Source organism: Mesorhizobium sp. M7A.F.Ca.US.010.02.1.1 (genome assembly GCF_004023085.1).
In the GTDB taxonomy this organism is placed as follows: Bacteria; Pseudomonadota; Alphaproteobacteria; order Rhizobiales; family Rhizobiaceae; genus Mesorhizobium.
This window is the reverse complement of record NZ_RZRV01000054.1, coordinates 1-22,716: the sequence shown is the minus strand read 5'-3', so window position 1 is coordinate 22,716 and position 22,716 is coordinate 1. Positions and strand designations below refer to the sequence as shown.

The window sequence follows — 22,716 nt, the reverse complement described above, 5'->3', positions numbered from 1 at the left end:
TTCGGTACTGAATGGAGGACATCATGCGTGCTGCCGTAATGACAGTAGCCCTGGCATTGTCGCCCTGCTGTGCGCTGGCGCAAATCGGCAATCCAGCCGGCCTTGCTCCCGATACGAGTATGGAGAAGCCTGGAGTTCCAGCACCGCATCAGACGAATTATCAGGATCGGCTTTTCGCCCAGCTGATTATGGTAGGCGGCAGGTCCGAGATAGAGCTAGGTCGGCTCGCGGCTGGAAAGACAAGTCACGATGGGGTTCGGGAATTTGCAAATCGGATGGTCGATGATCACGACAAGGCCAATGAGCAGCTGAAATCCGTGGCAGATAAAAGCAAAATTCCACTTCCCGAAGGGCTCGACCCAGATCACAAAAAAATCCGTTCCGATCTCGAAAAACTCGACGGCACCGCGTTTGAGCTGGCTTACCTGGGAGCGCAGATCGTTGATCACCAAAAGACGGCGCAACTCCTGGCTTGGGAGATAGGCTCGGGCGAGGATGCAGCGCTTCAGCGCTTCGCCTCCGAAAAGCTGCCGACGGTGCTGGAACATCTTGACCTGGCCCGCGCATTGCACGCGAAGCTGGCGGGGCAGGCCCTGTTTGCGCCGGATGCGCAAAAGACCAAATGAAGCGGCCGGTCCATGTGAACCCCTGAAAGTTCAGGCTGTCTTCCATGAATGTCAGCGCACGAGCGTCTGTTCGTAAGATGATCAGCCAAGCCTATCCTGAGCATAGCCCTTGCTGATTGGGAAAGTGACGGCATGGCGGAACTTCGGATCGCCGCCGCGCTTAACCCGGCGGAGGAGTTATCAGATGAACGCGACCAAAGAATTTTTTGAAAACTGGCTGCAGGAGAATGTCGGCACTCTGGCTGGCGAAGAGGAAGTCAGCTTCGCCGTGCTGGCCCAGCAATTCGAGCAGGATGCCGAAGCGGCCGGTTATGGTCGCGAGGTGCGTGAGGACGAGCTTGGAAACATTGAAGATGCGATCGAGCAAGCGCTAAAGAATGCCGGAACTGGGGTGCATGGTGGCGTCGACGGAGAAGCCAGCGATGTGGCAGCCGTCATGGATGCGCTGGAGGTCGAAGATGCCAAAAGCGGGCCATAGGTTTTATCAGGTTAGCTCTATTCGTTTGTCGAAGTTGTCGGGGTAGCCCTATGGAGCAGTTTCGCAAGGACATGGCCGCCTTGGCAGAGCCGGCTTTCTGGGTGTCGATAGGTTTGCTTCTTGTCCCGTATGCGCTTGGAACCGTGCTCCTCGTCTGGACCTGCGGCTGCCTGTAAGGTTGACTGCAGACACACCCGGTAGTGGTTCAACGACCCTAGCGCCGAATTCCCTGCAATGCCGAGCTTATGCGTTTCCGCGGGATCCCTTGCTACAGCAAAGTCTGAACCATCGCGTCGCGAGGAAAGTTCATCGTAGACACCTGCGGCATCACGCCGTTTGGACAACTTAAAGACCGACAACGTGTTCCAAGCGTGAAATCAGCTATGAACCTGCCTCGAGCAGTCCCGCTGCTCATTCGCGCACCTGCAAGGTGGGTCGTTATCAATCGCTGGACGCGAGTTGGCAAACGACGCCAGGCCCGGATCGCATGCCTTGGGATCCGCCGCTGCATCCGAAAATAGCCCAGCAACTTGCGAGTTGGCTGGGAACACTTCCGCCATTTCGAAGTTGGGCCCGCATAGGAGAACCGAGATGGCCATCCCACGAGCGGACAACGACAACCACCTGCGCAAGAAGCCGGCTCATGCAGGCAAAAGCTCCGCCAAGAGGACGATAGACCAAGTTAGAGCACGACCCGGGTACAAAATGGCACTGCGGGCGACAAGAATTAAGGCGAGGCGCTGAGATGCCGCGGACCAATGATGACGGTCGCAACGAGAAGACCACATCGGCTGCAGCACTCATTGTCGACAAGGAACGTGCTGAGCGCGCCGCCAAGACGGCGCGATTGAAGGAAGCGCGCCTCGCACAAGCCGTCACGCGCGGTCCCATCGAACGCAAGCCACGTGTCACCAAAAAGTTTCGCAGGATTTCTGTTGCTGGCTAGGAGGTGTCCGTGACTCGCAATCACGACAAGGAAAGATACGACCGCGCCAAGCGTATCAGCCAAGAGATGCTGGACGCTGAACGAGCGGAACGGGCGGAGAAGACGGCGCGGCTGAGACAAGCAAGGCTTGCACAGCATCTGGTGGAGACGTCGCCGGCGCAACCGCAAATTCATCGCAAATCCATCCAGGCTCTCAAAAAGAGAAGCCGTACGGTGATTGAAGTATTTTAGGCTCTCCACATCCGTGCAGAACCACGGCACGGCGTTTAACTTCGACCGAGAGCGTCTATCAATACCAATGGCGAGCAATTGCGGGGACTTTGCATCTCCGCACCCTCGCTATTATTAAAGCTGGGAGCGAAACCTGCTCGCAAAGTAGTCGGTGACCTTTTCGCTTAGCGGACGAGCTTGCCATTCTTCCACACTGACCTGCCTTGATCGTTTCAGGTCCTCGTTGAAAACGTCTATTTGCGTCCGCGCGAATTCCATGCCGTAGACATTCAGAGTGGCCTCATCGTTGAGGCGCAAGGAACGCTCATCCAAATTAGCCGAGCCAAAGCTCACCCAGACATCGTCGACGATCAAAAGCTTCGGATGGTACATTGTGGGTTGGAACTCAAAGATGCGCACACCGGCCTTGAGCAATTCGCCCCAGAAGTAACGTGAACCCTTTCGCACTATAGGCACGTCCGTCAGCCAATTGGGAACGATGACATCGACCGAGACGCCTCGCCTCCTTGCATCAAGAATCTGCTGCAGGGCTATGTCGTCCGGCACGAAGTAGGCCATGCCGATGCGCAGATGATCCTTGGCCGCGGCTATTGCCGCCAACATCATCAACTCCATGTTCTCCGAGCCGTTTGGCTGCGAAGAAAGTACTAGCTGGGCATCGAGCCCACCAGCGGGCGCAACTGCAGGGTAGAACTTCGCGCCCTGCAATGTCTCGCCGGTCATCTCAAGCCAGTTTTCGGCGAACGCCGCCTGGAATGCGGCCACGGCGGGTCCTTCGATCCGGTAATGCGTGTCGCGCCATTCATTTGAGTTGCGTGCGTTCCCGCGCCAATTATCGGCAATGCCGACCCCGCCAGTGAAAGCAACCCGGCCATCGACGATCAGCAGCTTGCGATGAGTTCGGTTGTTTACACGGTCCAACGTATACCAGCGTAGCGGCCGATAGCGTTCGAACCTCACACCGGCCGTGGTCATGATGTGGATCAAGTCCTCGTCGAAGGGAAGGCTGCCAACCCCGTCGACGTTCACGCGGACTTCGACGCCTTCGCTGGCCTTGGTTGCCAATGCGATCGCGAACTCGTAGCCGATGGCTCCCGACCAATAAATATATGTCTCGATGTCGACGCTGGATCGAGCCGCCCCGATTGCTTGCAGCATTGACGGAAATATTTCGTCCCCGTTGATGAGAGTTTGGACCGCATTGGAACCGAACATCTGCCCTTGCGAATAGCTGCTCATCGTCTTGGAAAATTGGGGATCCGTAGCGTCAAACCGGTGGGGAACGATTGATCGTAAAACGCGCGGCTCTGGAGTGAGATTTATGATCAACACCGTGAGCAGGCTGGCGATAGCGGCAATGGCCAGATAGATCAGCACCTTTCGCCAGAACTCAATGCCGGAGGTCTTCTTGCGGGCGCCTGACGCGACGGAACCGAAAGGCTGCACGTCAATCGCCCCGCTGCTGGCGATGGCGATGTTTCTCGATCTCCTCGGGCTCTTCATCGTCGATCCGCGTGATGTTTGAAGCCGCGTGATCTGACCGCAGAATCTCGTCAAGCTTGGCGTGGATCGCTTGAGTGTCGCGGTGCTCCGCGCGCTGGATGAACAGCGTCATCGCCCAAGTAAACAATGTAGCGGCTCCATGCCAATCCAAGCTCTGTCGCTCGAAAATCATCCAAAGGATTGCATAGGCCAGCAACACCAGGAACGCTGCGGGACGGGAAGTCAATGTGCCGATTGAGGTAAGGGCGCTCGTGACCGGATGATTTGCCATTCCAAAGAACTCGCGGCAGTGCCCCTGGTTCCGCGGGGCATTATATCCCCCCGCCATGAATCAACAAAAGGTACAGTTGAGCAGCGCGCGCTTTCCAGGTGTCCTGCGTCGGCCCTCCCACATGCCATCCGGCATCGAGAACGGTCTTGATTTGGATAGTCTCGCCAAGCGTTCGGTTCAGCAAACGCTCATATCGGCGACGAGGCGATTTGGATTCAGCCGCTTCGGCACCTGCGGTTGCGCTTGGTAAATTCTGCTGCACGTTGTGCCCCATCAATCGCGCCGCGAAGAGTTATAGTCGCTGGAGTATAGGGCTTCGCCGTCTACACCCTTGCGAAGGTTAAGCGATGAATGGGCGGTGGGCGATCTTCACGCATGAACAACGGCCGAGTGCATCATAGTTTAATGACAGCTGGTGGGCTGTGCCGCATAAAGCCGTGGTCCGCGGCTGTGTAACGGGTTTCGCTGCTTGGAGCGACTATCGCACTCTCGCCCGTTTGGAGGAGCCTGATGCTTAACCGACCCATCCGCATGAACACAGAAGCTCTCTACCCCAGTGACCTGAATATCCTTCGCGCGGCATTTGACGCGCTGTGCCAGGAATTTGCCATTTTGCCTGACACGGCGGCGGCCTATGCCGTCGCAAGAGAGTTGATCAGGCTGTTCCAAACAGGAATGACGGAAGCGGCCACGCTGATGATTGCCGTGCGCGCACGTTGGCGGGACGATTGGGAGATGGGACGCAGCAACGCTGCCTGACGTTGGATGGTCATGCGAACACCACCCGCTGCATCCTTTTCGACACCGCCGCGTTGACCGTCAAACCTGCCAGAAATGGCCGATCCGCTGGCACACCGACTGGAGCAACCGATGCCGAAATTTCGCTTCGAGTTTATCGAAGGCATGTCGCAGCCTGCAATCTTCGCCGATATGGCTGATCGAGATGAGGCTGTCAGGGAGGCGAAGCGCGCTGCCAAAGAGGCCATGCTCGACGGAATTGTCGACGGCGTGGACCCGACCAGTTGGGTGACGAAGGTTTACGATGAGGCAGGCTATCTCGTCGCCACTGTCGGATTCCAGGATCTGGTCGCTGCGCCCAAGGATACGGAAGAGTTCAAGGAAACAGAGGAGCCTGGCGTCTTACGGTCGGGTTGAAGCCTGGTGTCTACGCTGTCGCCGTCGAGCCAGATGTCTCGAAAACCGCCCTTGGAACATCGCACGAACCAAATCGTTCGCCGGTGATGCGCCGAACCATGCACGATAGCCACGTCAGTCGACCGGCCGCCGAGACCGAAGATGTCCTGATCGTCGGAGGCGGGCCGGCAGGACTCACCGCCGCTCAATATCTGGCCCGTTTTCGCCATCGCGTGCTGGTGATCGATGCCGGCGATCCTCGTGCCGCCTTGATCCCAACGAGCCATAACTGTCCTGGCTTTCCCGAAGGGATAAGTGGAGCCGATATTCTGGATCGCCTCCGACGTCACGCCACCTTGTATGGAGCCACTCTGGTTGGAGGGCAGGTCTATTCCCTCGCCCCTGCCCATGGGGGGTTCGTCACTGAGACCTCGATTGGCGCAATCCGGACACGCAAGGTGTTTTTGGCGACAGGGATCACCGACACGACACCCGTCATTCCGCGTCTACGCGAGGCAATTGCCGCAGGTGTCATTCGACTCTGCCCGGTATGCGATGGGTATGAGGCGATCGACCAGAAGATTGCGGTCGTCGGGCACGACGTGAGAGCCTTGAAAGAGGCCATTTTTCTCAGTCGGTTTACACCGCTCATAACGATGCTTGGGAGCGACGCATCCGACTTTTCGCTCAGCACTCGTCGTGCGGCGAGGGCAAGAGGCATAGTCATCGGTGACGCTCTCGACACGCTCTGTCCGGCAGCAGACGGCTGCGAGGCGATTTTGAAAGATGGGACGTCAGACCGCTTCGATGCCATTTATCTGGCACTGGGGTGCAAGGTACGTTCTCAACTCGCCGAGGCCGTTGGCGCAAGATGTTGTAAAGACGGCTATGTCACAGTCGACGAGCATCAGCAGACTTCCATCCACGGCATGTACGCCATCGGTGACGTTGTCAAAGCGTTGAACCAGATAGCCGTCGCTTTTGGACAGGCTGCCATTGCCGCGTCGCATGCCCATAGAGAGTTGGAGAGCGCTGAGCGGACTGGATTTGCAGATCAGCCTTCTCAATGAACATGAGACCACGCGGCTGATCGGGATGTCGGCCGCTTGACGGCGCGTCGGAACGTCTCAACCCCGGCCGACAAGAAGTTGCCGCGCCCTGCAATCGCAGCAGATGATCTCGCCAACAGTTACAGCCGCGGAACATTCACTGCGGCACGAGGTTTGGCTGCAGGCCTACAATCCTCCCTCATTGTCTGGGCCTTGAGGCTGCCGAAGCAGCTTCGGCCCGTCTCGGCTTTGTCCGGGGCGGGCTTTCCATCTAGGAAGAGGCTTTCCGGATGTAGTTGAGGCAGATCACGCGTAGACCGATAAAAGGCCGTTGCGAGCGGACGCCATTTTGTTTGCCTCGTGAGAATACGTGGAACATTCTTTCTCGTCCAGCGTTAGCGCGCGCCGGACGACCTGTTCTGCGATTCTTGCTGGCCGGCATCAGAGGTTGCAACCATAGCTTCAGCCTCGGCCCCTCTCGAGACGGGCGGCGCGCGGAGTTGAGATGCGATGCATAGAGACGCCTTCACGCCATCAGAAGTTGCCCTACTCAGTCGCGTCTTCGCACGCAGCAAAATCAAAAACGAAACCGCAACCGAGAGGGAACGCCGCGCATCACGTATTCTGGCCTACTACCAAGCGGGGATCACGGATGAGGATGAGCTAGAACAGCTTTCTCGCCAACCGCTGGGAAGGTGACGATTAGTCTTCCTTCTTCAGAGCTTCCGCCTCATCTTTGAGCTTCGGCCAATCGGCGCCGTGCTTGCGAAGCAGCGTTCGGGCCTGCTTGGGATCAATGTCCGTGAGCTCGACCAGATGTTCGACCTCAAGTTCCTGGCCTTTCGCTACCCGGCTTGCTTCGTTCGCTTTTCGTTGCACTTCGACACCCACTGCTGAGACAACATGAACGAGCGCCGAAAGTGCGCGTTCCAGAACTTCATCAAAAAATGCGCGACACCGATTAAATCGCTCGGGTTGGGCCAAGTAGGGGACGGGCCATGGCCTTCTGCTGTGCCTTGCCGATTTCTTCCCTGTGGGGAACCGAAGCTTGCCTGTCGGTCGCAAATGGCGGCGGCATCTTCGTGCGACTGTGCGATCACGCGGCGTTCGGGTTTCCTCGCCGTTCATGCCATTCGATGTGCCGTCGCTCGGCAGCTTTCTGACGCGGCAAGTCCGGTGCGCACTTCACCTCATCAACTTGATCTGAAGCGAGATGCTCAGCCTCAGAATCCTGTCGCCGTTTTCGTTCCGCACTTCAACAAACACCTGCTGCCCGTCCACCTCAGCGAGTGCATCTCTCGTAAGGTCGATAAGGCCCTCGAAGCCCACGCGGCGCACCTCCTCCAAACCGGCACATTCGATGCCGATTTGGTCCTCGAAGACCAGATCGTGATCGCCACTATCAAAGAAAAATCGTGCCATGCGAGAGCTTCCGTCACCACTAAACTGCAGGGTTCCTTTGGTGCAGGTAGGTCGTGTCGAAATCACCTGCATGAGTGAGGCCAAGCCAATCCAGAACATGCACTCTTGATCCTGTGGTGGCGATGAGGCCTCTACGTCGAAGTTCCTGAAGCATTCGGTTGACGTGGACTGTGGACAAGCCCAATGCATCGCCAAGGGCTGCCTGGGTAATGGGAAGATCCGCGACGTGATCCTGGATGCGTCCAACCGAGCGCAAGCGAAAAATCAGTTCGCACAATATGTGAGCCATGCGCGTGTATGCCTCACGTCTTCCCACATTAGTGACCCATTCCCTGTAAATCGCTGCATCGATCAGGGTCGACCGCCAAAAAGCCGTCGCGATTCGAGGATGCTGTTCGCAAATGGCGCGAAGAGCGTCATGCCGTATGAAGCCCATTCTGGCCGGCGTGAGGGTCGAAAAGTTACAATCCATGACCGACAGATGCAGGCCGTGCAGATCCGGAATGTCACCAGCCACAAAGAAGGATGTGATCTGCCGTTTCCCGTCGCCGGTATGTTTGGTAGAACCGAGCAGGCCATCCAAAACGACAAACGAACTGACAGGACGGTCCCCCTCACGCACCAAGTCATAGTTGGCCAAAAAATCCTTCTCCTGGATCGGGATGCTCTTCAAAACGTCGATGTCGGTCTGTCGAACATCCGAGATGCTCAGGAGTTTGCGGATAAGTACATCCGAGGATGAGGTGGGAGACAAATTGGCTACCTAGCTTATGTTATTTATCGAACTTGCAATCGCGCTGAAAGTTCCGTGACATTACAGAGCGGCGGCGGAGAACGGGCCCGGTTCGGCGGGTGATTGGACCGCCGCACAATCGAACCCGCAGTTATGCCGCCCATAGGGGAGCCTGCGGAGCCACGCATTAACCTATGACATGGGCTGTGTTCGAAATTGTCGCTGAGATAACCATTGGCGCCAATTCGGCAAGGCTTTGACGTCCGCAACGGAACATATGCCCCAACTGGCGCTACGAGGTTGTTCCGCCGAGACAATCTGCAAGCACCTTGGAGCGGCAATACAGCTCCTGGCGCTCCGCTAAGCTCCGCTATTTGAAACAGTGGCTGGCTCACGCACGAACTTCATCCGCGGCGGCACGGCGAATGCCGTGAACCGCTCAGCCAGTCTGTCGAGGGCTTGGCGCATGCCAACTCCCGCAGCTGGCGCTCCGTGTCCGCTGATCACCATCTGCGGCTTCAGCGCAGCCAGTTGTTTCACGGATTTTTCCGCCGCATCCCAATCCGGTGTGAAGTAGCGCGGTGGACCATGCATCTCCAAGTCCTGAACGGCGACTTCATAGACCGACTCCTGACCCGTGGTGATGAAGGCGTCCCCAGCGATCAGCGAGCGGTCTTCTTCGCGCCAGAGAGAGACATGCCCCGGCGCATGCCCGGGCGTGTGCAGCCAGCGCCATCCGGGCATGCCGGGGACCGATCCGTCGGCCGGCAAGAGTTGCAGGCGATCTCCGAGATCGATTGGGCCACGAGGAAAGAGTGGCGAAAGCAGCGCTATCAGGCCGCCCCCCACCCAAGGATCAGGCGGTGGATAGGACCCGGTTCCGTCCAAATAGGGACGCTCGAGCGGGTGCGCGAAAACGGGCGCATCCCATGTGCCGGCCAGATCCACAACCGCTCCCACATGGTCGAAATGGCCATGGGTCAAGATGATCGCGGCGGGCCGCGCGCCGGCTCCAAAGCGCTTTTCCGCGACCGCCAGGATGCTGCTTCGCGACGTCGGCAAACCCGTATCGATCAGGACCCAGTTTCGATCTCCGCTGCCGGGAGCGCCGAAGAACACGACATTCACGATTGTCAGCCGCAAATAGGCCAAATCCGGCGCGATGCTCCAGACGCCGTCGCCACGATCCTCGCGCCTGGCATGGTCGATGTCGGAAAGTCGAATCTGAACGGTCATGCTGTTCCCTGCCTCCGTTGTAACCGCTGGACAATCGATGACGGCTCGGTCCCGAACTTGCCTCGGCGCACCTTGTTCCCTGGCTCCTGTCTGCTCCACCGGCTCGGTGGGCTCGATCGGGGAACAAAGGCTCGACCATCCGGGTTTGGCCCTGAGTAATACACTGGACGATGGTGCAGCATGGCAAATGAGAAGGGGTTGCCGCATGAGCGAAGCAGCACAAAGCGATAGCGATGGCTTGACTTCGATTGCGGGCACGTCGGCGTTCGCCAGTTTTTTCATGGCTGGCTTTGAGTGCTCGTCGCACCGGCGCAAGGACGGCGTTCGCCTCGATCTTATCCGCGCGACGTCGCATTATTTGCATGCCCTGGGCGACTACCGCGGTTGCGCCGAACTCGGTCTTCGTACCATCCGCGACGGTTTGCGCTGGCACCTCATCGAAACCGCTCCTGGGACCTATGACTGGTCAAGCTGGACGCCGATGGTCGAAGCAGCGCAATCGGCAGGTGTCCAGGTCATCTGGGACATTTTCCACTACGGATCTCCAGACCACGTTGAACAGGGGTCGATGCATTTCATCGATGCCTATGCCTCGTTCGCTGCGGAAGCTGTGAGGGTCCATCGTTCAATCGCCGGTACAGCGCCTCTGTTGTGCCCAATCAACGAAATTTCGTTTTTCGCCTGGGCTGTTGAGGTCGGGTATTTCCCGCGCGTCGGCCCGAAGAAGCGGGGATGGTTCAAGCGGCACCTCGTGAAAGCTGCAATAGCTGGCGTTCGGGCAATGCGGGAGGTCGATCCCGCTTGCAGATTTGTCTGGGCCGAGCCGCTTATCCACATTGCTCCTCGCGACCGAACGCGGACCGAATGGCGCCGGGCCGAAAATGCCCGTCTCGGACAGTTCGAAGCTTACGACATGCTGCTGGGCCGGGCAGAACCAGAGTTGGGGGGCAGCGAAGATGTTGTCGATGTCGTTGGCCTGAATTTCTACCCACACAATCAGTGGTACCTAAACGGGCCGACGATTCCGATGGGGCATCACGAGTACCGTGCCCTATCGGAGATGCTGATTGAGGTCGCGCGTCGATACGGCAAGCCGATGTTCATCGCCGAGACCGGCTCCGAAGGATCGGGCGGGGCGGCTTGGCTCCATTATGTCTGCGACGAGGTGCGTGCCGCAATCGGTCTCGAAGCGCCGATCGAAGGTATTTGCCTATACCCGATAACCGCCTATCCGGGCTGGGACAATTCGCGGCATGCGGAAGTGGGATTGTTTTCGGTCATCCAGGCGAACGGCAGCCGACACGTCCGCACGCCCATCGCGGATGAATTGGCCCGCCAGCAAACTTTGTTCGCGGCGAACCCGACGCGTTAGATACATCAGCGGCACGAGGACTGTTGCGAGCGCCTGTTGGCGCCGCGTTGCCAGGTCCGATGCTCCCAAGTACGTCTAGGTGGGGAGCTACAGCGCCCCTTCGGCCAACGACGCCTTCCCCGCGCTCGCCCATTCCGGGACGCTCTTTTGGATGCGGGCGAAGGTTGCCAGGGCCTGCCCGACCACTTGATCCATGTTGTAGTAGCGGTAGGTTGCCAGGCGGCCGACAAACCACACGTCGGGACAGGTTGCGCCGAGCGCTTCGTAACGCTTGTAGAGTTCTTCGTTTTCGGCCCGCGGCACCGGATAGTACGGGTCCCCGATATCGGTGGGATATTCGTAGGTCAGGCTGGTCCGCGCGTTCTGCTGGCCGGTCAGATGTTTGTACTCGGTGATGCGGGTGTAATCTTCCGTCTGGGGGTAGTTGACGACGGCAACCGGCTGAAACTGCTCTTGGTCGAGGGTGACGTGCTCGAAACGGAGCGAGCGATAAGGAAGACGCCCGAGCTGCCAGCCGAAGTATTCGTCGATCGGGCCGGTATAGATCAGGCGGTTGAATGGTATCTCGTCACGAATTTCGCGGAAGTCGGTCTGCAACATGACCTTGATGTTCGGATGGTCGAGCATGCGTTCGAACATTCTCGTGTACCCGCCGGCCGGCATCTTCTGGAAGCTGTCGCTAAAATAGCGGTCATCACGGTTGGTTCTGGTCGGCACTCGTGCCGTCACTGATTTGCTCAGTTTGCTAGGATCGACGCCCCATTGCTTCCTGGTGTAGCCACGGAAGAATTTCTCATAGAGTTCGCGTCCCACCGTGCTGACGACGACGTCCTCGGCCGTTCGTACGTCCTCTACGGTTTCGCGCCGCGACGCGAAGAACTCCTCCAACTGTGTGGAATTCAGGTCGAGGCCGTAAAGGCGATTTACCGTGTCGAGATTGATCGGGATGGGAAGCAGTTTCTCATCCACGGCCGCCAGCACCCTATGCTCGTATGTGCGCCATTCCGTGAACTGCGAGAGGTAGTCCACGATCGACTGGCTGTTGGTGTGAAAAATATGTGGCCCATAACGATGGATGAGGATGCCGGCTTCATTATAGCAATCATAGGCGTTGCCGCCGACATGGCTGCGGCGGTCGACCAGGAGAACACTTTCGTGGCGCTGGGAGGCTATCCTTTCAGCAAGCACGCTGCCGGCAAATCCCGCGCCGACGATCAGCCAATCGAACATGGCTATGCACTCCTGCGGAGAGGGATGACCTTCTTACCTCGATAGGCACGCTCGATGTGAGCGGTCATGCCACTCCATGTCTTTTGCCAAGACATGTCCGCAAGATAGGCGTCGACTTGCGGCAGGAACGTCTCACGAGGTCGCAATAGAATGGAGCGCAGCTTGATTTCCAGATCGTCACTGTCGGCGATTTCCACCAGTCCAGCAGCGCCGTAGCTGCGCACAACGTCAACGATTGCCGTCGAGATCACCGGCAGACCGGCCGCTAGGAACTCTGGCGTCTTGGTCGGACTGATGAAGCGGGTCGCTTCGTTGAGTGCAAACGGCATCCAACCGGCATCCCAATGGCGCATATAGTGGGGCAGGTCGCAGTAGGCCTTCGCGCCCAACCAATGCAGGTTTTCGGCTCTGGGCAGGGTTGCGGGGTCGATCTTGACGACCGGGCCAAGCATCACGAAATGCACGTCCGACATAGTCTCCGCCGCCTGCGCTACGAGCTCGACGTCCAGCCGCTCGTCGATAACTCCGAAATATCCGACCCTCGGATGAGGAATGCCGGCCTGGTCGGTTGGCTCTTTTCCTGGGCGTCTCGCAGTGTGAAAGTGCTTCACATCGATGCTGCTAGGAAAAGGGAAGATCGCGTGATGCAGGTGACGCTTGGTCTCGAACAGGCTTAGGCCTCCGGTGAAAACGAGATCGGCGCGGCGCAGCAGGGCCTTTTCCATCTGCCCCAGCTCGGGCGGCGCATTCTTGAATGCGGAGAGTTCGTCCATGCAGTCATAGATGCATATGTCTGGGTCGAGGTGCTCGGTGAAGCGCAGAGCCATCGGCGTGTAGTACCAAGCGATCAACCGGCTGTGCGGCATTGAAGCTATGATCTGCTGGACAAATCTCCGCTGGACGGCATCTGCTTTCGCGGCCGACATGCCGAGCGGAAGCACTGGCGTCACAATTAGAATGCCTGGCGCTGCCTCGCTCGTCCGCATCAGCGGCTGTGGCAGGTCTTCGAAAACAGGCTCTTCGAAGTAGACCACTCTCTGCTGCATGGAGGCGAGACTGAGGATATGTTGCGGGCGTTGATGAACGAAATTCCACCGCAAATGGGAGAAGCAAACCAGTAGATTTTCCCTGCCAGCGCGGTTACTGGCGACTGCCCCACCCAAGGCTGCTTCCATTGAAGATTTCCTTCCTTTAGTCTGTCGTTTATGTTCCGACTAACATTTGTTAGTCGCGGACGGGAGAGAACTAAACTTCGTTCCCGTCTCCTAACTTTCAACGAGGTGAGTTGTTCCAAGGTGAAATGGAGCGCCTTCAGTCGCCGCTCGATAGACGAAAACGAGATCCGCTCGCTGAGTCGAGAACGGCTATCGTGTGCCGGCGGGCTTTGAGGCGCGGGGCGACTGGGGAATACTGGTGGAGAACGGCATTGCCGTATTTGCGTTGAACTTGTCGGCTATAAAATGTGCAGAACATCACGTTGATTCGCCTGCACGACTGGCGATTCGGTTTTGGCAGGGCAAGATTCCGGGGCTGATATGAAGATCGATTTTGCGACCAATGTTTTTCCGCTGTTTCATCCGCAAAGCGTCGATGATCTCAAAGACCCGTGCCCTGTCTTCGATGGCAGTCTGTGGCACGTCTTCGGCTCAGGTGGCACGGTGACCACCGAGACGTGGAGGATCCTTCATGCCACGGCGCCCGACCTCTATGGACCGTGGACCGAGCATCCGCCGATCGAACTTCCTATCAACGGGAGTGGTGTTGCGGCGCCCGGTGTTATCCACGAGAGCGGCGTCTTTCATATGTTCATCCAGACCGAGTTCATGAAGTCTGGCGGCCGGTGCGAGCACGCGGTTTCCAATGACGGATTCCAGTGGGTGGTTCTCAGCCCGGCGATCCTTGCCATCCCGGACACCGAGGAGGACGGCATTTACGATCCGCATCCCGCAGTCATTGGCGGCAAGCGCTATCTCGTCTATTCAGCCATGCCAAAATTCACCAGGGTGCCGCAACCCGACATCTACCTCGCACGGAGCCAATCCGACTCGTGGTTCGGTCCCTGGAAGCGGATCGGCAAGATACTCGACCATAATGATGTTCCTCACCACAATACGAGAGAGGATCCCGACTATGAATGGGGCATAGAAGGCGCACAGCTGGTCGAGTTGCCGGACGGTCGGGTGCTTCTCAATGCCACTTGCTTTCTGCCGAATGGACTTCGGGGAAACCGGCAACGCGTGTTCTTCGCCATCGCTGATGACGTTGCTGGACCTTACGTATCGATCGGCCCGGTGCTGGAGCCAGGCCAGCCGGGAGAGAACGGCCACTCGACGGTGATGATCGAAGGCAGCCAACTATCGTTGTTTTACCAGAGTCGGGTCGCCACGACCGATCATCGGTGGCGCTATGGCTTGGCCAGATGTGACGTCGCTCTGCTTTCCAGGGTCGCATGATTCGGCCGATGCCATTCGGCACCGACGCTATCGACTGACTGGACTGCTCGCATTTGCGCAATGAGCTTCCGTAGCTCGAGACGTCCTGTCGGAAAGCCTGCCGGAATTAAGTGCTCCTCGTACGGAACAATGCGTCCGAGCTGAGGTTCGGCTGACTTCAAACCAGGAGTCAGCCATGTATTACACCGACAAGAAATTGCAGTACCCGGTTCGTGTGGAAACGCCGAATCCAGTCTTTGCCCGCGCGTTGCAGCAGGCCATAGGTGGAGTAGAAGGCGAGATCCGCGTCGCCTTGCAGTATTTCTTCCAGGCATGGGGATGCCGCGGACCGGCCAAATACCGCGACCTGTTGTTGAACACGGCGACCGAGGAACTCGGCCATATCGAAATGCTGGCGACTGCGGTCGCCCTCAATCTAGAGGGTGCACCACTTTCGCTGCAGGAGGACATCTCGTCGGACACGGTCGGCGGCTCGGTCCTCAACGGGATGAACTTCCGCCATATCTTGTCGACCGGCCTGGCCGCACTGCCTGAAAACGCCAACGGCGTTCCCTTCAATGCTTCGCATGTCTATGCCAGCGGCAATCTTGCCGCGGATATGGTCGCAAACGTCACCGCGGAAGGAAGCGGCCGCGTACTGGCTACCCGCCTGTACAACATGACCAACGATCCCGGCATGAAGGACATGCTGTCCTTCCTTATTGCGCGCGACACCATGCATCAACAGCAGTGGCTCGCGGCGATCGAAGACATGGGCGGATTGAACGCGTCTCTGCCGGTCCCCAACTCCTTTCCGCAGGAGAAGGAGCATCAGGAGGTATCCTATGCCTTCATCAATTGCTTCGTCGAAGGTGTCGAACCAGCGCGGGGACGTTGGAGCGAAGGACCGTCGATAGACGGAAGGGGCGAGTTCTCCCTTGTTGCCGCTGCGCCAATGGGCGAGGAGCCCATGCTTTCGCCGCCAAGGCCAAGTTCAGGCGCCCAGAGCGAGCAGTTGATCGACAGGCAGGCAGCCGAATAGGCTGTCTTAGCAATACCGAAGGCTGCCGGCACTGGCTGTCTCCCCCTTGGCGCTTCTCGCTGACTCGGCCGCACCCGGTTATATCGGCCAATTGGCGCTGTGTACGAGAGACAGCGCAGCTCATTCGTGTTGGTGTGTGCCTGACGAGCTCTCCATTTTCAGCTTAGCTATAAATGCTTCACCTAATGGAACATCGGAGGTTCCACGAAGTTGGGAGCCACGGAGGACGTGCACATGAACAGTGTTATCTATCTTATCGGCCTTATCGTTGTCGTGCTCGCGGTCCTCTCCTTCCTCGGTCTTCACTAGGTGGCCCATGCAGCGTGAGAACGATCAGGGCGGACAGCCCACCGATTTTGACAAGGCGAAAAGCGACGTTTCCGACAGGCTTCGCCTGGAACAAGAACGTGCCAGCGAGTTGCTACACGACGCGCGTGACACGGTGACCCGTAAGGCTGGCGACTATGCATCTGAGGCCAGGGATGTCTTTTCCGACAAGGCGGAGGAAGCTCAGCGCGACATCGGATCGAGTCTGGCGGCGCTGGGCGGCGCACTGCGCGCAGCCAGTGACCACCTGGCCAACAACGATGAAAGGAACGCATCGAAGTTCGCATTGGATGCCGCCGGTGGCTTGGAGCGGCTTTCATCGTCATTGAAACAGAAGCCGTTCGGCCAGGTCCTGGAGGACGTGCAGTCCTTTGGCCGGCAAAATCCCGGTGTCTTGCTTGCCGGATCGGTATTGGCCGGATTGGCTTTCGGGCGGTTCATCAAGGCTTCTCCGCCGGCGGGTCCTGAAGCAGATCAGGGAGCGTCGGGAGACATCACGTCCAGCCAGGCCGCCGATTGGTCCGCCGACAGTTCCCAGAATTTCGACCTTCTAGGCGAGGATCCGGCCACTCAGAATGCGGAGCAAGACAGATGAGCACACAGGACAATACCAGCCTTGCCGGGCTGGTGACGGACCTGGCCCAGAACGTCACCACGCTGGTGCAAACCGAAGCCAGGCTGTTTCGGGCAGAGCTCTCTGAAAAGCTTACCAAAGCCGGAGCAGGTGCCGCGGAAGTACTGGGCGGCGCGATCTGCCTGCTCGCCGCGCTAGTGGTGTTGCTGCAGGCACTCGTTATCGCACTGACGCGGGCAGGGCTTGGCGCGGGGTGGTCTTCCCTGCTGGTCGGTGTGGTCGTGGCGGTCCTCGGCGTCATCCTGCTGCGGACCGGGATGGCCAGCATGGCGCCTTCGGAACTTACCCCCGACCGGACCCAGGAACAGCTCAAGCGCGATGCGAGCGTGATCAAGGAACAGGTGAGATGAAAGAGAAATCCGCAGCCGAACTTGAACGCGAGGCAGAGGCAGCCCGCGCCCGGGTGATGGAGACCGCCGAATCCATTCGAGGCAAGATGACGCCGGGACAATTGCTGGATGAGTTCACCGGGCTGTTTTCGGGAGGGGAGAGCTCGGCCATGCTCAGCAATCTCAGAACACAGGTCCGAGACAATCCTTTGCCGGTCACCATGGTGGGCGCGGGTCTGGCTTGGCTAATGTTCGGCAGCGGTACCTCAAACATGGCCCACGGTTCGGCTGGCTACCCATTGCCTCCAGCGCCGGGACGACATGATGAAGGGGAGCGCGGCGGCTTCGGCGGCACGCTCTCCGATGCCGCGGATTCGCTCTCATCGAGCGCTACCAGCGTCGGCGATACCATATCGAGCACCGCAAGGGCCGCTGCGGCGGGTCTGACGGGAAGCGCTGCCAATGCAAGCTCGATGACTGGTGACATGGCGGCGAAAGCCAGCCGCTCCGCGCAAGATCTGTTGGAAGACCAACCCTTGGCCGTAGCGGTCGTCGGTCTCGCTATCGGCGCCGCTATAGGTGCAATGCTGCCGCATACCACAACGGAGGATGAGCAACTAGGCGCCTTTGGTGACAAGCTTCGCGACACCGCCGGAACCATGCTGGACAGGGGTCTCGATGAGGCCAAGCAGGCCGCCGCCGACGCCTATGAAACCATCAAGCAGGAAGCTGGCCGGCAACATATGGAAGCAGACACGATGGCCGATCAGCTCGGCGAGATCGTGAAGTCCACAGCAGACGAGACCGAGCGTGCCGTGCGGGAACGGATTTCCGATCCGTCTCAGCGCCAAACTTAGCTTGATAATCCTGGATCAACGATAAGTCGGTCTCTTCGAGAAAGGGGTCGGCCTGTCCGTCGAACGGTGAACCGCTCGAGTCATTTCAGAGCGTAGAGGTAGGCCGCGATATCGCGCGCCTGCTGCTCCGTGATCCGTGTCGATGGCATGGCCGTGTGCGGATCGATTTCCCTGGCCGATCGTATCCAGCGGATCAGGTTCTCTGGATTGTTGGCTAGCCCGCCGCCGATAAAGACGCGGCCAGCAAGACTGGCATCCAGGCGAGGACCGACCTGCCCTTGCGCGCCCGGCACGCCCGTAATCGTATGGCAGCCGGAACAGCCATTCGCAGTCATGATCGGCAAGGCCCTCGCAGTGTCACCGCCCGTGGCCGCCTCCGCCTCGTGGCGGACGCGCGCGGCCCGATCGGACCACCAGGTCATTCCGGCCACGGCCGCGACGAGCAGCACTAGCGCGGCGATGACGGCGGCAAGCAGTTTAGACAAGCTCGTACGCATGCGCCGCCTCCCTCCTTCCGCTCGCCTTGATCCACAACGCGGCCAGCAGCAGCGCTGCGCCGCCATATATCAATCCAGCCGGAACCCACATCACCAGCCCGGCAAGTTGCTGGTCCTCCAGGGGGCTCAAATTCCACAGTGCCGCTCCCACGGCGTTCTCCGGGTACCAGAGGCGCGGCGAGAGCAACAGGAGGACGCCGAGCAGCCCGGTATGCAGCGAGGTGACAAAGAGGTGCATCACTGCGCTCCCGTAGGCATGCTGGCGGCCGGGACGCGGCAAGAGGACCCACCAGAACAGCAGCCCTGTTCCGAAGAAGCTCGCGTGCTGTGCATAGTGCAGCACGCCGCGTTCGAGCGCGGCCTCGAACAACACCGGAATGTGCCAGATCCATATAGCAATGCCGTGGATAATGGTCGCGCTGATCGGCCGCGTTGCGAAGGCCCAGACCATCCTCAGCCAATTGGCGTGTCCTGCAATTCCCAGAATGCGCCGGAACCGGGTGGGTAGGCCCCACATCAAGGCCGCAGCCGGGCAGGCAGAGACCAACAGCGGCGCCGCCACGGCCATCAGCAGTTCATGCTCGATCATATGCGCCGCAAAGACCTGCTCGCCGAGCATATGAATCGGGCTGACCAATGCGGCTGTCAACACGCCCCATCCGGCCGTGAACAGCAGAGCCTGGCGCAGCCGCAACGTCCTGCCGCGGCTGCTGCGCCGCCAAAGCCGGCTCGCGCCAACGACATATATCAAGGCAAGCACGGCGAGTGGCAGGGTGATGGGCAGCGCGAACGTCCACCCGGCCCCGGGCGCGCCGGCGCCGTAGCAGATGGAAGTAGGGAACAGCGCGTCCAGGTTCATCGCAGGCACTCATCCAGGATCAGCGCCGCGCTGCCTTGCATGAGGATCACAAGCGCAAACAGCAACGCCGACAACATCCCGAGATTGGCGACGAAGCGGTCTGTGCCGCGCGTACGCTCCGGTTTGAATCCGGCACCGCCTCGCCGCTTCGCCCGCCACGACAGCGCCCCGCCGAGCAGCGACAACAAGACGAGCAGCAGCGCCACGGGAAGCACGACCGGCACCTGGCGGTTGCATTGCCAAGGCACCAGCGCATAATTCAGCTGTGTCGAGACCGCCCAGGCCAGCGGACCTGACAGAAGACCACCCCAAGACGTTCCCAACCGCAACGCTCGCATCTCAGCCTAGCCTCGGCGCCCAATAGATGAGCACGTAGATCGGAATCCAGGTCAGGACCACGAAATCCCAGTAGAAGACATTGTCGCCGACATCGCCGAAGCGCCGGCCGCTATAGCCGTGGCGCGTGAACATCAGCACTGTCAGCACGATGGTGTCGCCGACATCTGTTATGAGGTGCGTGGTGTGCAGGCCAAGCAGCACCCAAAGCATCGATCCATAGGCGTTAGTGTCCCAATAGATGTTGAGGGCGGGGAATTCGAACCAGCGCACGACGAGCGGAGCGATGCCGAGCAGCGACATGACCACCAGGCCGATCCGCACCGGAATCATGGAGCATTGCTTGGCGTGGCGGTGGAGGACGTGGTTGGGCACAAGGCTGACGACAAACAAAATCATCACGATCGTTCCGGGCCAATGGTTCGGCTGCGGTGCGCTAAGCCGCCATGCTGGCCATGACAGCGCAAGGTAGAGATACGCGCCCGCCGCCAGCGCGAAACCGGTGCCTTCGAGCGCCATGAAGCCCAACGTGCCCCACCAGGTCGGGCTATGCGGACCATGCCCGAAGGTCGGCAGTCCTGAAAGATCGGCGGCAACTCGATGCTTCATTCCTGGTCCTCCGGATCGCCCTTCGGCCAGAACCAACCGATCAACGTGATGGCGATCGGCGCGGCGCCCCAGACGATGGCCCAAGGCGTAAAAATCGAATAGAGAAACGTACCACCGACGGCGAGCGCCGCGAAAAGAGGCCAGATCGACGGTGTGGCCGATTTCTCACGAATGTCGGGATGAGCTTCCGCCACGGTGGAGATGAGGAGCTCGCGCGCATCGACGCGGAGCCCGGTCGCTACAGGGAGCGTCTCGCGCTCGGCCCAGAGCGGCTCGATATGGGTGACGATGGGAATGCGTGCGAAATTATAGCTCGGCGGCGGCGAGGATGTTGCCCACTCCAAGGTTCCTGCGTCCCACGGATTGTTGCCGGCCGAGGTGCCTTTCAACGCGCCATGCACAAGATTGAAAGTGAACAGGACAAAGCTCAGGAAGAAGAGCAGCGCCCCTGCCGAGATGAAAAGGTTGATGTTGCCCCAGCCAAGCTCGGCCGGATAGGTGTAGACCCGTCGTGGCATGCCCCATAGGCCGACGAGATGCATCGGGAAAAAGGCCGCATTGAACCCGATGAAGGCCAGCCAGAAATGGCACCGCCCAAGGCGTTCGCTCATCATGCGGCCGGTGATCTTCGGGAACCAGAAATAAGCCGCGCCAAGCAGCGGGAACACCGAGCCGCCGATCAGCACGTAATGGAAGTGCGCGACGACGAAATAGGTGTCGTGCACCTGAAGATCCAGTGGCACCGAGGCGAGCATGACGCCGGTCAGCCCGCCGATGACGAAGATGAAGAAGAAGCCGAAGACGAACAGCAATGGCGTCCGGATCACCGGCCGGCCGTCCCAAAGTGTTGCAAGCCAGCAGAAGATCTGCACGCCGTTTGGAATGGCGATCAGCATGCTGGATGCGGTGAAGAAACTGGCGCCGAGCTTAGGCAATCCCGTGGCGAACATGTGGTGAACCCAGAGCCCGAACGACAGGAAGCCGACTGCGATCAGCGACAGGACCAGCCCGAGATGACCGAATGTCGGTCGCCTGGCGAAAACAGGAATGATCGCGGACACCATGCCCGTCGCCGGCAGGAAGATGATGTAAACCTCCGGATGGCCGAAGAACCAGAAGAGGTGTTGGAACAGCAGAGCATCCCCACCTTCCGCCGGGTTGAAGATGTGCGTGCCGACCAGCCGGTCAAGGATCAGGAAAGTCGAGGTGATCATCACCGCCGGCATCGCGAAGACGACGACGAAAGAAGTGACCAGCATCGCCCAGACATAGAGCGGGATCTTGTCCAGCGACATGCCGGGGGCCCGCTGCTTGAACACCGTGACGATGGTTGCCACCGCGACGGCCAGTGACGACACTTCGGTATAGGTGATCATCTGCGCCCAGACATCGGCGCGCTTGCCCGGTGCGAATTCGGGGCCGGACAGCGGCACGTAAGCGAACCAGCCGACATCCGGCGCCATGTTGAGGGCAAAGGACACCCAGGCGAAAGCGCCGCCCGAGACGTAGATCCAATAGCTGAACGCGTTCAGGCGCGGAAACGCGATGTTGCGGGTGCCGACCATCAGCGGCACCAGGTAGATCCCGGTCGCCTGCACGATGGGCACGGCGAACAGAAACATCATCGTAACGCCATGCATGGTGAACAGCTGGTTGTAGAGGTCCGGCCCGATCAGGCCGCGTTGCGGTCCCGAAAGCTGGATACGCATGGCGACAGCGTTGAGACCGCCAAGACCAAGGAAGACGAAAGCGGTGATCAAATAGCGTCGTGCGATCACCTTGTGATCGACGCTAGACAGCGCTCCAAAGATACCGGACGGCGTCCGCCAAGTGCGTTCGAGCCAGCGATGCAGACTGGCATCATCCATTCCCGTATCCCGGGGTCCGTCGCCTTCGGGAGCGAGGTCGCCCTTGGAGGCGGTATCCAGTTCCGGGATGTGGCGGTCGCCTGTGATATCGGCGCTGCTCATTTCAGTCCCTCGAGATAAGCCACAATTGCGTTGAGCTCGTCGCCATTGAGATCTGCCACTGGCATGTGGGAACCCGGCTTGATGCCTTGCGGGTCGGCTATCCAGGCGGCGAGATTGCCGCGGCTCATCGTCAGCGTTCCGGCCGCCAATGTTTTCCGGCTGGCGATGTGGGTGAGGTCGGGAGCCACCGTTCCGCCGGCCGGCGTTCCCCCGATCCTGTGGCACATCACGCAGGGGCGTTTGAGGAACAGGTCCGCGCCGGCCTTGGCTTCGCCGCTCGCCGGCGCGCCGGCCGGCTGCAACTGGTCGTTCAGCCAGGCATCGAATTTCGGGCGCGGCTCGGCGATGATGAAGGTGCCCATATTGGCGTGCTGCGCACCGCAGAATTCAGCGCATTGACCGCGGTAGACGCCCGGCTTGTCCGCCTTGATATCCAGCACGTTCATGTGGCCGGGGATAAGATCGAGCTTGCCGGCCAAGCTTGGGATCCAGAAGGAATGGATCACATCGGTCGAGGTCAATAGCAGCCGCACCGGCTCGCCGGCAGGGATATGGATCTCGTTTGCCGTCGTCAGGATGCGGCCCGGCGTAGC

27 protein-coding genes are annotated in these 22,716 nt (G+C 59.4%); 13 read left to right on the top strand and 14 right to left on the bottom strand.

Annotation, left to right across the window (positions count from 1 at the left end):
* Positions 1–23: 23 nt before the first annotated feature.
* From EOA19_RS31540 to EOA19_RS31520, 4 genes are all read left to right on the top strand, one after another.
* Positions 24–626, top strand: a complete 603-nt coding sequence (locus EOA19_RS31540; RefSeq protein WP_128305829.1) for a DUF4142 domain-containing protein — start codon at positions 24–26, stop codon at positions 624–626.
* A 184-nt stretch (positions 627–810) separates the two neighbouring features.
* Positions 811–1,104 (top strand): DUF768 domain-containing protein, encoded by a 294-nt coding sequence (locus tag EOA19_RS31535; RefSeq protein WP_128305828.1) that lies wholly within the window; start codon positions 811–813, stop codon positions 1,102–1,104.
* Positions 1,105–1,849: 745 nt separating this feature from the next.
* Positions 1,850–2,050 carry a hypothetical protein gene (locus EOA19_RS31525; RefSeq protein ID WP_128305827.1) on the top strand — a complete coding sequence of 67 codons (201 nt, stop codon included), beginning with the start codon at positions 1,850–1,852 and terminating at the stop codon, positions 2,048–2,050.
* A 9-nt stretch (positions 2,051–2,059) separates the two neighbouring features.
* Entirely contained in the window at positions 2,060–2,281 is a 222-nt protein-coding gene (locus EOA19_RS31520; RefSeq protein ID WP_128305826.1) for a hypothetical protein, read from the top strand.
* Positions 2,282–2,395: 114 nt separating this feature from the next.
* Here the strand turns inward: EOA19_RS31520 and EOA19_RS31515 are convergent, their stop codons facing one another.
* Both EOA19_RS31515 and EOA19_RS31510 read right to left on the bottom strand, forming a co-directional pair.
* The gene (locus EOA19_RS31515; RefSeq protein ID WP_245486396.1) at positions 2,396–3,727 is read right to left on the bottom strand and encodes a phospholipase D-like domain-containing protein; all 1,332 of its coding nucleotides are present in this window, start codon (positions 3,725–3,727) and stop codon (positions 2,396–2,398) included.
* 1 nt (position 3,728) lies between these two features.
* The gene (locus EOA19_RS31510; RefSeq protein WP_023811908.1) at positions 3,729–4,055 is read right to left on the bottom strand and encodes a low affinity iron permease family protein; all 327 of its coding nucleotides are present in this window, start codon (positions 4,053–4,055) and stop codon (positions 3,729–3,731) included.
* Between the two features lie 510 nt (positions 4,056–4,565).
* Here EOA19_RS31510 and EOA19_RS31505 point away from each other — a divergent pair.
* The 3 genes from EOA19_RS31505 (at position 4,566) to EOA19_RS31495 (ending at position 6,259) form a co-directional block, all read left to right on the top strand.
* The gene (locus EOA19_RS31505) at positions 4,566–4,814 is read left to right on the top strand and encodes a hypothetical protein (protein ID WP_127296096.1); all 249 of its coding nucleotides are present in this window, start codon (positions 4,566–4,568) and stop codon (positions 4,812–4,814) included.
* Positions 4,815–4,925: 111 nt separating this feature from the next.
* Positions 4,926–5,210, top strand: a complete 285-nt coding sequence (locus EOA19_RS31500; protein WP_023811910.1) for a hypothetical protein — start codon at positions 4,926–4,928, stop codon at positions 5,208–5,210.
* 98 nt (positions 5,211–5,308) lie between these two features.
* The gene (locus tag EOA19_RS31495; RefSeq protein ID WP_245486395.1) at positions 5,309–6,259 is read left to right on the top strand and encodes an NAD(P)/FAD-dependent oxidoreductase; all 951 of its coding nucleotides are present in this window, start codon (positions 5,309–5,311) and stop codon (positions 6,257–6,259) included.
* Positions 6,260–6,940: 681 nt separating this feature from the next.
* Here EOA19_RS31495 and EOA19_RS35490 read toward each other — a convergent pair.
* From EOA19_RS35490 to EOA19_RS31470, 4 genes are all read right to left on the bottom strand, one after another.
* Entirely contained in the window at positions 6,941–7,222 is a 282-nt protein-coding gene (locus EOA19_RS35490) for a hypothetical protein (protein WP_164893089.1), read from the bottom strand.
* Between the two features lie 201 nt (positions 7,223–7,423).
* On the bottom strand, positions 7,424–7,660 hold the full coding sequence (locus EOA19_RS31480) for a hypothetical protein (RefSeq protein WP_128305824.1): 237 nt from the start codon (positions 7,658–7,660) through the stop codon (positions 7,424–7,426).
* Positions 7,661–7,679: 19 nt separating this feature from the next.
* Positions 7,680–8,414, bottom strand: coding sequence for a Crp/Fnr family transcriptional regulator (locus tag EOA19_RS31475; RefSeq protein ID WP_023811914.1), 735 nt, complete (start codon positions 8,412–8,414; stop codon positions 7,680–7,682).
* Positions 8,415–8,753: 339 nt separating this feature from the next.
* A complete protein-coding gene (locus EOA19_RS31470; RefSeq protein WP_128305823.1) occupies positions 8,754–9,629 on the bottom strand; it encodes an MBL fold metallo-hydrolase in 876 nt (291 codons plus the stop codon).
* Between the two features lie 205 nt (positions 9,630–9,834).
* Between EOA19_RS31470 and EOA19_RS31465 the strand changes: the two genes are divergently transcribed.
* Positions 9,835–11,001 carry a beta-glucosidase gene (locus EOA19_RS31465; protein WP_128305822.1) on the top strand — a complete coding sequence of 389 codons (1,167 nt, stop codon included), beginning with the start codon at positions 9,835–9,837 and terminating at the stop codon, positions 10,999–11,001.
* An 87-nt stretch (positions 11,002–11,088) separates the two neighbouring features.
* Here EOA19_RS31465 and glf read toward each other — a convergent pair whose 3' ends face one another.
* Together glf and EOA19_RS31455 are read right to left on the bottom strand one after the other, a co-directional pair.
* Positions 11,089–12,231, bottom strand: a complete 1,143-nt coding sequence (gene glf / locus EOA19_RS31460) for a UDP-galactopyranose mutase (protein ID WP_128305821.1) — start codon at positions 12,229–12,231, stop codon at positions 11,089–11,091.
* 2 nt (positions 12,232–12,233) lie between these two features.
* Positions 12,234–13,406 carry a glycosyltransferase gene (locus EOA19_RS31455; protein ID WP_128305820.1) on the bottom strand — a complete coding sequence of 391 codons (1,173 nt, stop codon included), beginning with the start codon at positions 13,404–13,406 and terminating at the stop codon, positions 12,234–12,236.
* 360 nt (positions 13,407–13,766) lie between these two features.
* Between EOA19_RS31455 and EOA19_RS31450 the strand changes: the two genes are divergently transcribed.
* The 5 genes from EOA19_RS31450 to EOA19_RS31430 all read left to right on the top strand — a co-directional run bounded on the left by EOA19_RS31450 (position 13,767) and on the right by EOA19_RS31430 (position 17,852).
* On the top strand, positions 13,767–14,684 hold the full coding sequence (locus EOA19_RS31450) for a hypothetical protein (protein ID WP_164893091.1): 918 nt from the start codon (positions 13,767–13,769) through the stop codon (positions 14,682–14,684).
* Positions 14,685–14,859: 175 nt separating this feature from the next.
* Positions 14,860–15,705 carry a manganese catalase family protein gene (locus EOA19_RS31445; protein ID WP_023811920.1) on the top strand — a complete coding sequence of 282 codons (846 nt, stop codon included), beginning with the start codon at positions 14,860–14,862 and terminating at the stop codon, positions 15,703–15,705.
* Positions 15,706–16,021: 316 nt separating this feature from the next.
* Entirely contained in the window at positions 16,022–16,627 is a 606-nt protein-coding gene (locus EOA19_RS31440) for a hypothetical protein (protein ID WP_128305819.1), read from the top strand.
* Positions 16,624–17,016 (top strand): phage holin family protein, encoded by a 393-nt coding sequence (locus EOA19_RS31435; RefSeq protein WP_023811923.1) that lies wholly within the window; start codon positions 16,624–16,626, stop codon positions 17,014–17,016. The genes EOA19_RS31440 and EOA19_RS31435 overlap by 4 nt, the downstream gene beginning before the upstream one ends.
* Positions 17,013–17,852, top strand: a complete 840-nt coding sequence (locus tag EOA19_RS31430; protein ID WP_023811924.1) for a DUF3618 domain-containing protein — start codon at positions 17,013–17,015, stop codon at positions 17,850–17,852. Before EOA19_RS31435 ends, EOA19_RS31430 begins: the two co-directional genes overlap by 4 nt.
* 80 nt (positions 17,853–17,932) lie before the next feature.
* Here the strand turns inward: EOA19_RS31430 and EOA19_RS31425 are convergent, their stop codons facing one another.
* From EOA19_RS31425 to EOA19_RS31400, 6 genes are all read right to left on the bottom strand, one after another.
* Positions 17,933–18,349: a cytochrome c gene (locus EOA19_RS31425; protein ID WP_023811925.1), complete on the bottom strand. Its 417-nt coding sequence runs from the start codon at positions 18,347–18,349 to the stop codon at positions 17,933–17,935.
* A complete protein-coding gene (locus EOA19_RS31420; protein WP_128305818.1) occupies positions 18,330–19,208 on the bottom strand; it encodes a cytochrome c oxidase assembly protein in 879 nt (292 codons plus the stop codon). Before EOA19_RS31420 ends, EOA19_RS31425 begins: the two co-directional genes overlap by 20 nt.
* The gene (locus tag EOA19_RS36155) at positions 19,205–19,414 is read right to left on the bottom strand and encodes a hypothetical protein (protein ID WP_245486393.1); all 210 of its coding nucleotides are present in this window, start codon (positions 19,412–19,414) and stop codon (positions 19,205–19,207) included. The genes EOA19_RS31420 and EOA19_RS36155 overlap by 4 nt, the downstream gene beginning before the upstream one ends.
* A 133-nt stretch (positions 19,415–19,547) precedes the next feature.
* Entirely contained in the window at positions 19,548–20,153 is a 606-nt protein-coding gene (locus EOA19_RS31410) for a cytochrome c oxidase subunit 3 (RefSeq protein WP_128305816.1), read from the bottom strand.
* Positions 20,150–22,123, bottom strand: a complete 1,974-nt coding sequence (ctaD, locus tag EOA19_RS31405) for a cytochrome c oxidase subunit I (RefSeq protein ID WP_128305815.1) — start codon at positions 22,121–22,123, stop codon at positions 20,150–20,152. Before ctaD ends, EOA19_RS31410 begins: the two co-directional genes overlap by 4 nt.
* Positions 22,120–22,716: c-type cytochrome (locus EOA19_RS31400; RefSeq protein ID WP_128305814.1), on the bottom strand; the 597-nt coding region annotated here is incomplete at its 5' end. The genes ctaD and EOA19_RS31400, both read right to left, overlap by 4 nt.

Bases quoted from the DNA above. Each gene is read 5' to 3' on its own strand.
- EOA19_RS31540 (WP_128305829.1), top strand. From the start codon at position 24: ATGCGTGCTGCCGTAATGACAGTAGCCCTGGCATTGTCGCCCTGCTGT.
- EOA19_RS31535 (WP_128305828.1), top strand. From the start codon at position 811: ATGAACGCGACCAAAGAATTTTTTGAAAACTGGCTGCAGGAGAATGTC.
- EOA19_RS31525 (WP_128305827.1), top strand. From the start codon at position 1,850: ATGCCGCGGACCAATGATGACGGTCGCAACGAGAAGACCACATCGGCT.
- EOA19_RS31510 (WP_023811908.1), bottom strand. From the start codon at position 4,055: ATGGCAAATCATCCGGTCACGAGCGCCCTTACCTCAATCGGCACATTG.
- EOA19_RS31505 (WP_127296096.1), top strand. From the start codon at position 4,566: ATGCTTAACCGACCCATCCGCATGAACACAGAAGCTCTCTACCCCAGT.
- EOA19_RS31500 (WP_023811910.1), top strand. From the start codon at position 4,926: ATGCCGAAATTTCGCTTCGAGTTTATCGAAGGCATGTCGCAGCCTGCA.
- EOA19_RS31495 (WP_245486395.1), top strand. From the start codon at position 5,309: ATGCACGATAGCCACGTCAGTCGACCGGCCGCCGAGACCGAAGATGTC.
- EOA19_RS31480 (WP_128305824.1), bottom strand. From the start codon at position 7,660: ATGGCACGATTTTTCTTTGATAGTGGCGATCACGATCTGGTCTTCGAG.
- EOA19_RS31470 (WP_128305823.1), bottom strand. From the start codon at position 9,629: ATGACCGTTCAGATTCGACTTTCCGACATCGACCATGCCAGGCGCGAG.
- EOA19_RS31465 (WP_128305822.1), top strand. From the start codon at position 9,835: ATGAGCGAAGCAGCACAAAGCGATAGCGATGGCTTGACTTCGATTGCG.
- glf (WP_128305821.1), bottom strand. From the start codon at position 12,231: ATGTTCGATTGGCTGATCGTCGGCGCGGGATTTGCCGGCAGCGTGCTT.
- EOA19_RS31455 (WP_128305820.1), bottom strand. From the start codon at position 13,406: ATGGAAGCAGCCTTGGGTGGGGCAGTCGCCAGTAACCGCGCTGGCAGG.
- EOA19_RS31450 (WP_164893091.1), top strand. From the start codon at position 13,767: ATGAAGATCGATTTTGCGACCAATGTTTTTCCGCTGTTTCATCCGCAA.
- EOA19_RS31445 (WP_023811920.1), top strand. From the start codon at position 14,860: ATGTATTACACCGACAAGAAATTGCAGTACCCGGTTCGTGTGGAAACG.
- EOA19_RS31440 (WP_128305819.1), top strand. From the start codon at position 16,022: ATGCAGCGTGAGAACGATCAGGGCGGACAGCCCACCGATTTTGACAAG.
- EOA19_RS31435 (WP_023811923.1), top strand. From the start codon at position 16,624: ATGAGCACACAGGACAATACCAGCCTTGCCGGGCTGGTGACGGACCTG.
- EOA19_RS31430 (WP_023811924.1), top strand. From the start codon at position 17,013: ATGAAAGAGAAATCCGCAGCCGAACTTGAACGCGAGGCAGAGGCAGCC.
- EOA19_RS31425 (WP_023811925.1), bottom strand. From the start codon at position 18,349: ATGCGTACGAGCTTGTCTAAACTGCTTGCCGCCGTCATCGCCGCGCTA.
- EOA19_RS31420 (WP_128305818.1), bottom strand. From the start codon at position 19,208: ATGAACCTGGACGCGCTGTTCCCTACTTCCATCTGCTACGGCGCCGGC.
- EOA19_RS31410 (WP_128305816.1), bottom strand. From the start codon at position 20,153: ATGAAGCATCGAGTTGCCGCCGATCTTTCAGGACTGCCGACCTTCGGG.
- ctaD (WP_128305815.1), bottom strand. From the start codon at position 22,123: ATGAGCAGCGCCGATATCACAGGCGACCGCCACATCCCGGAACTGGAT.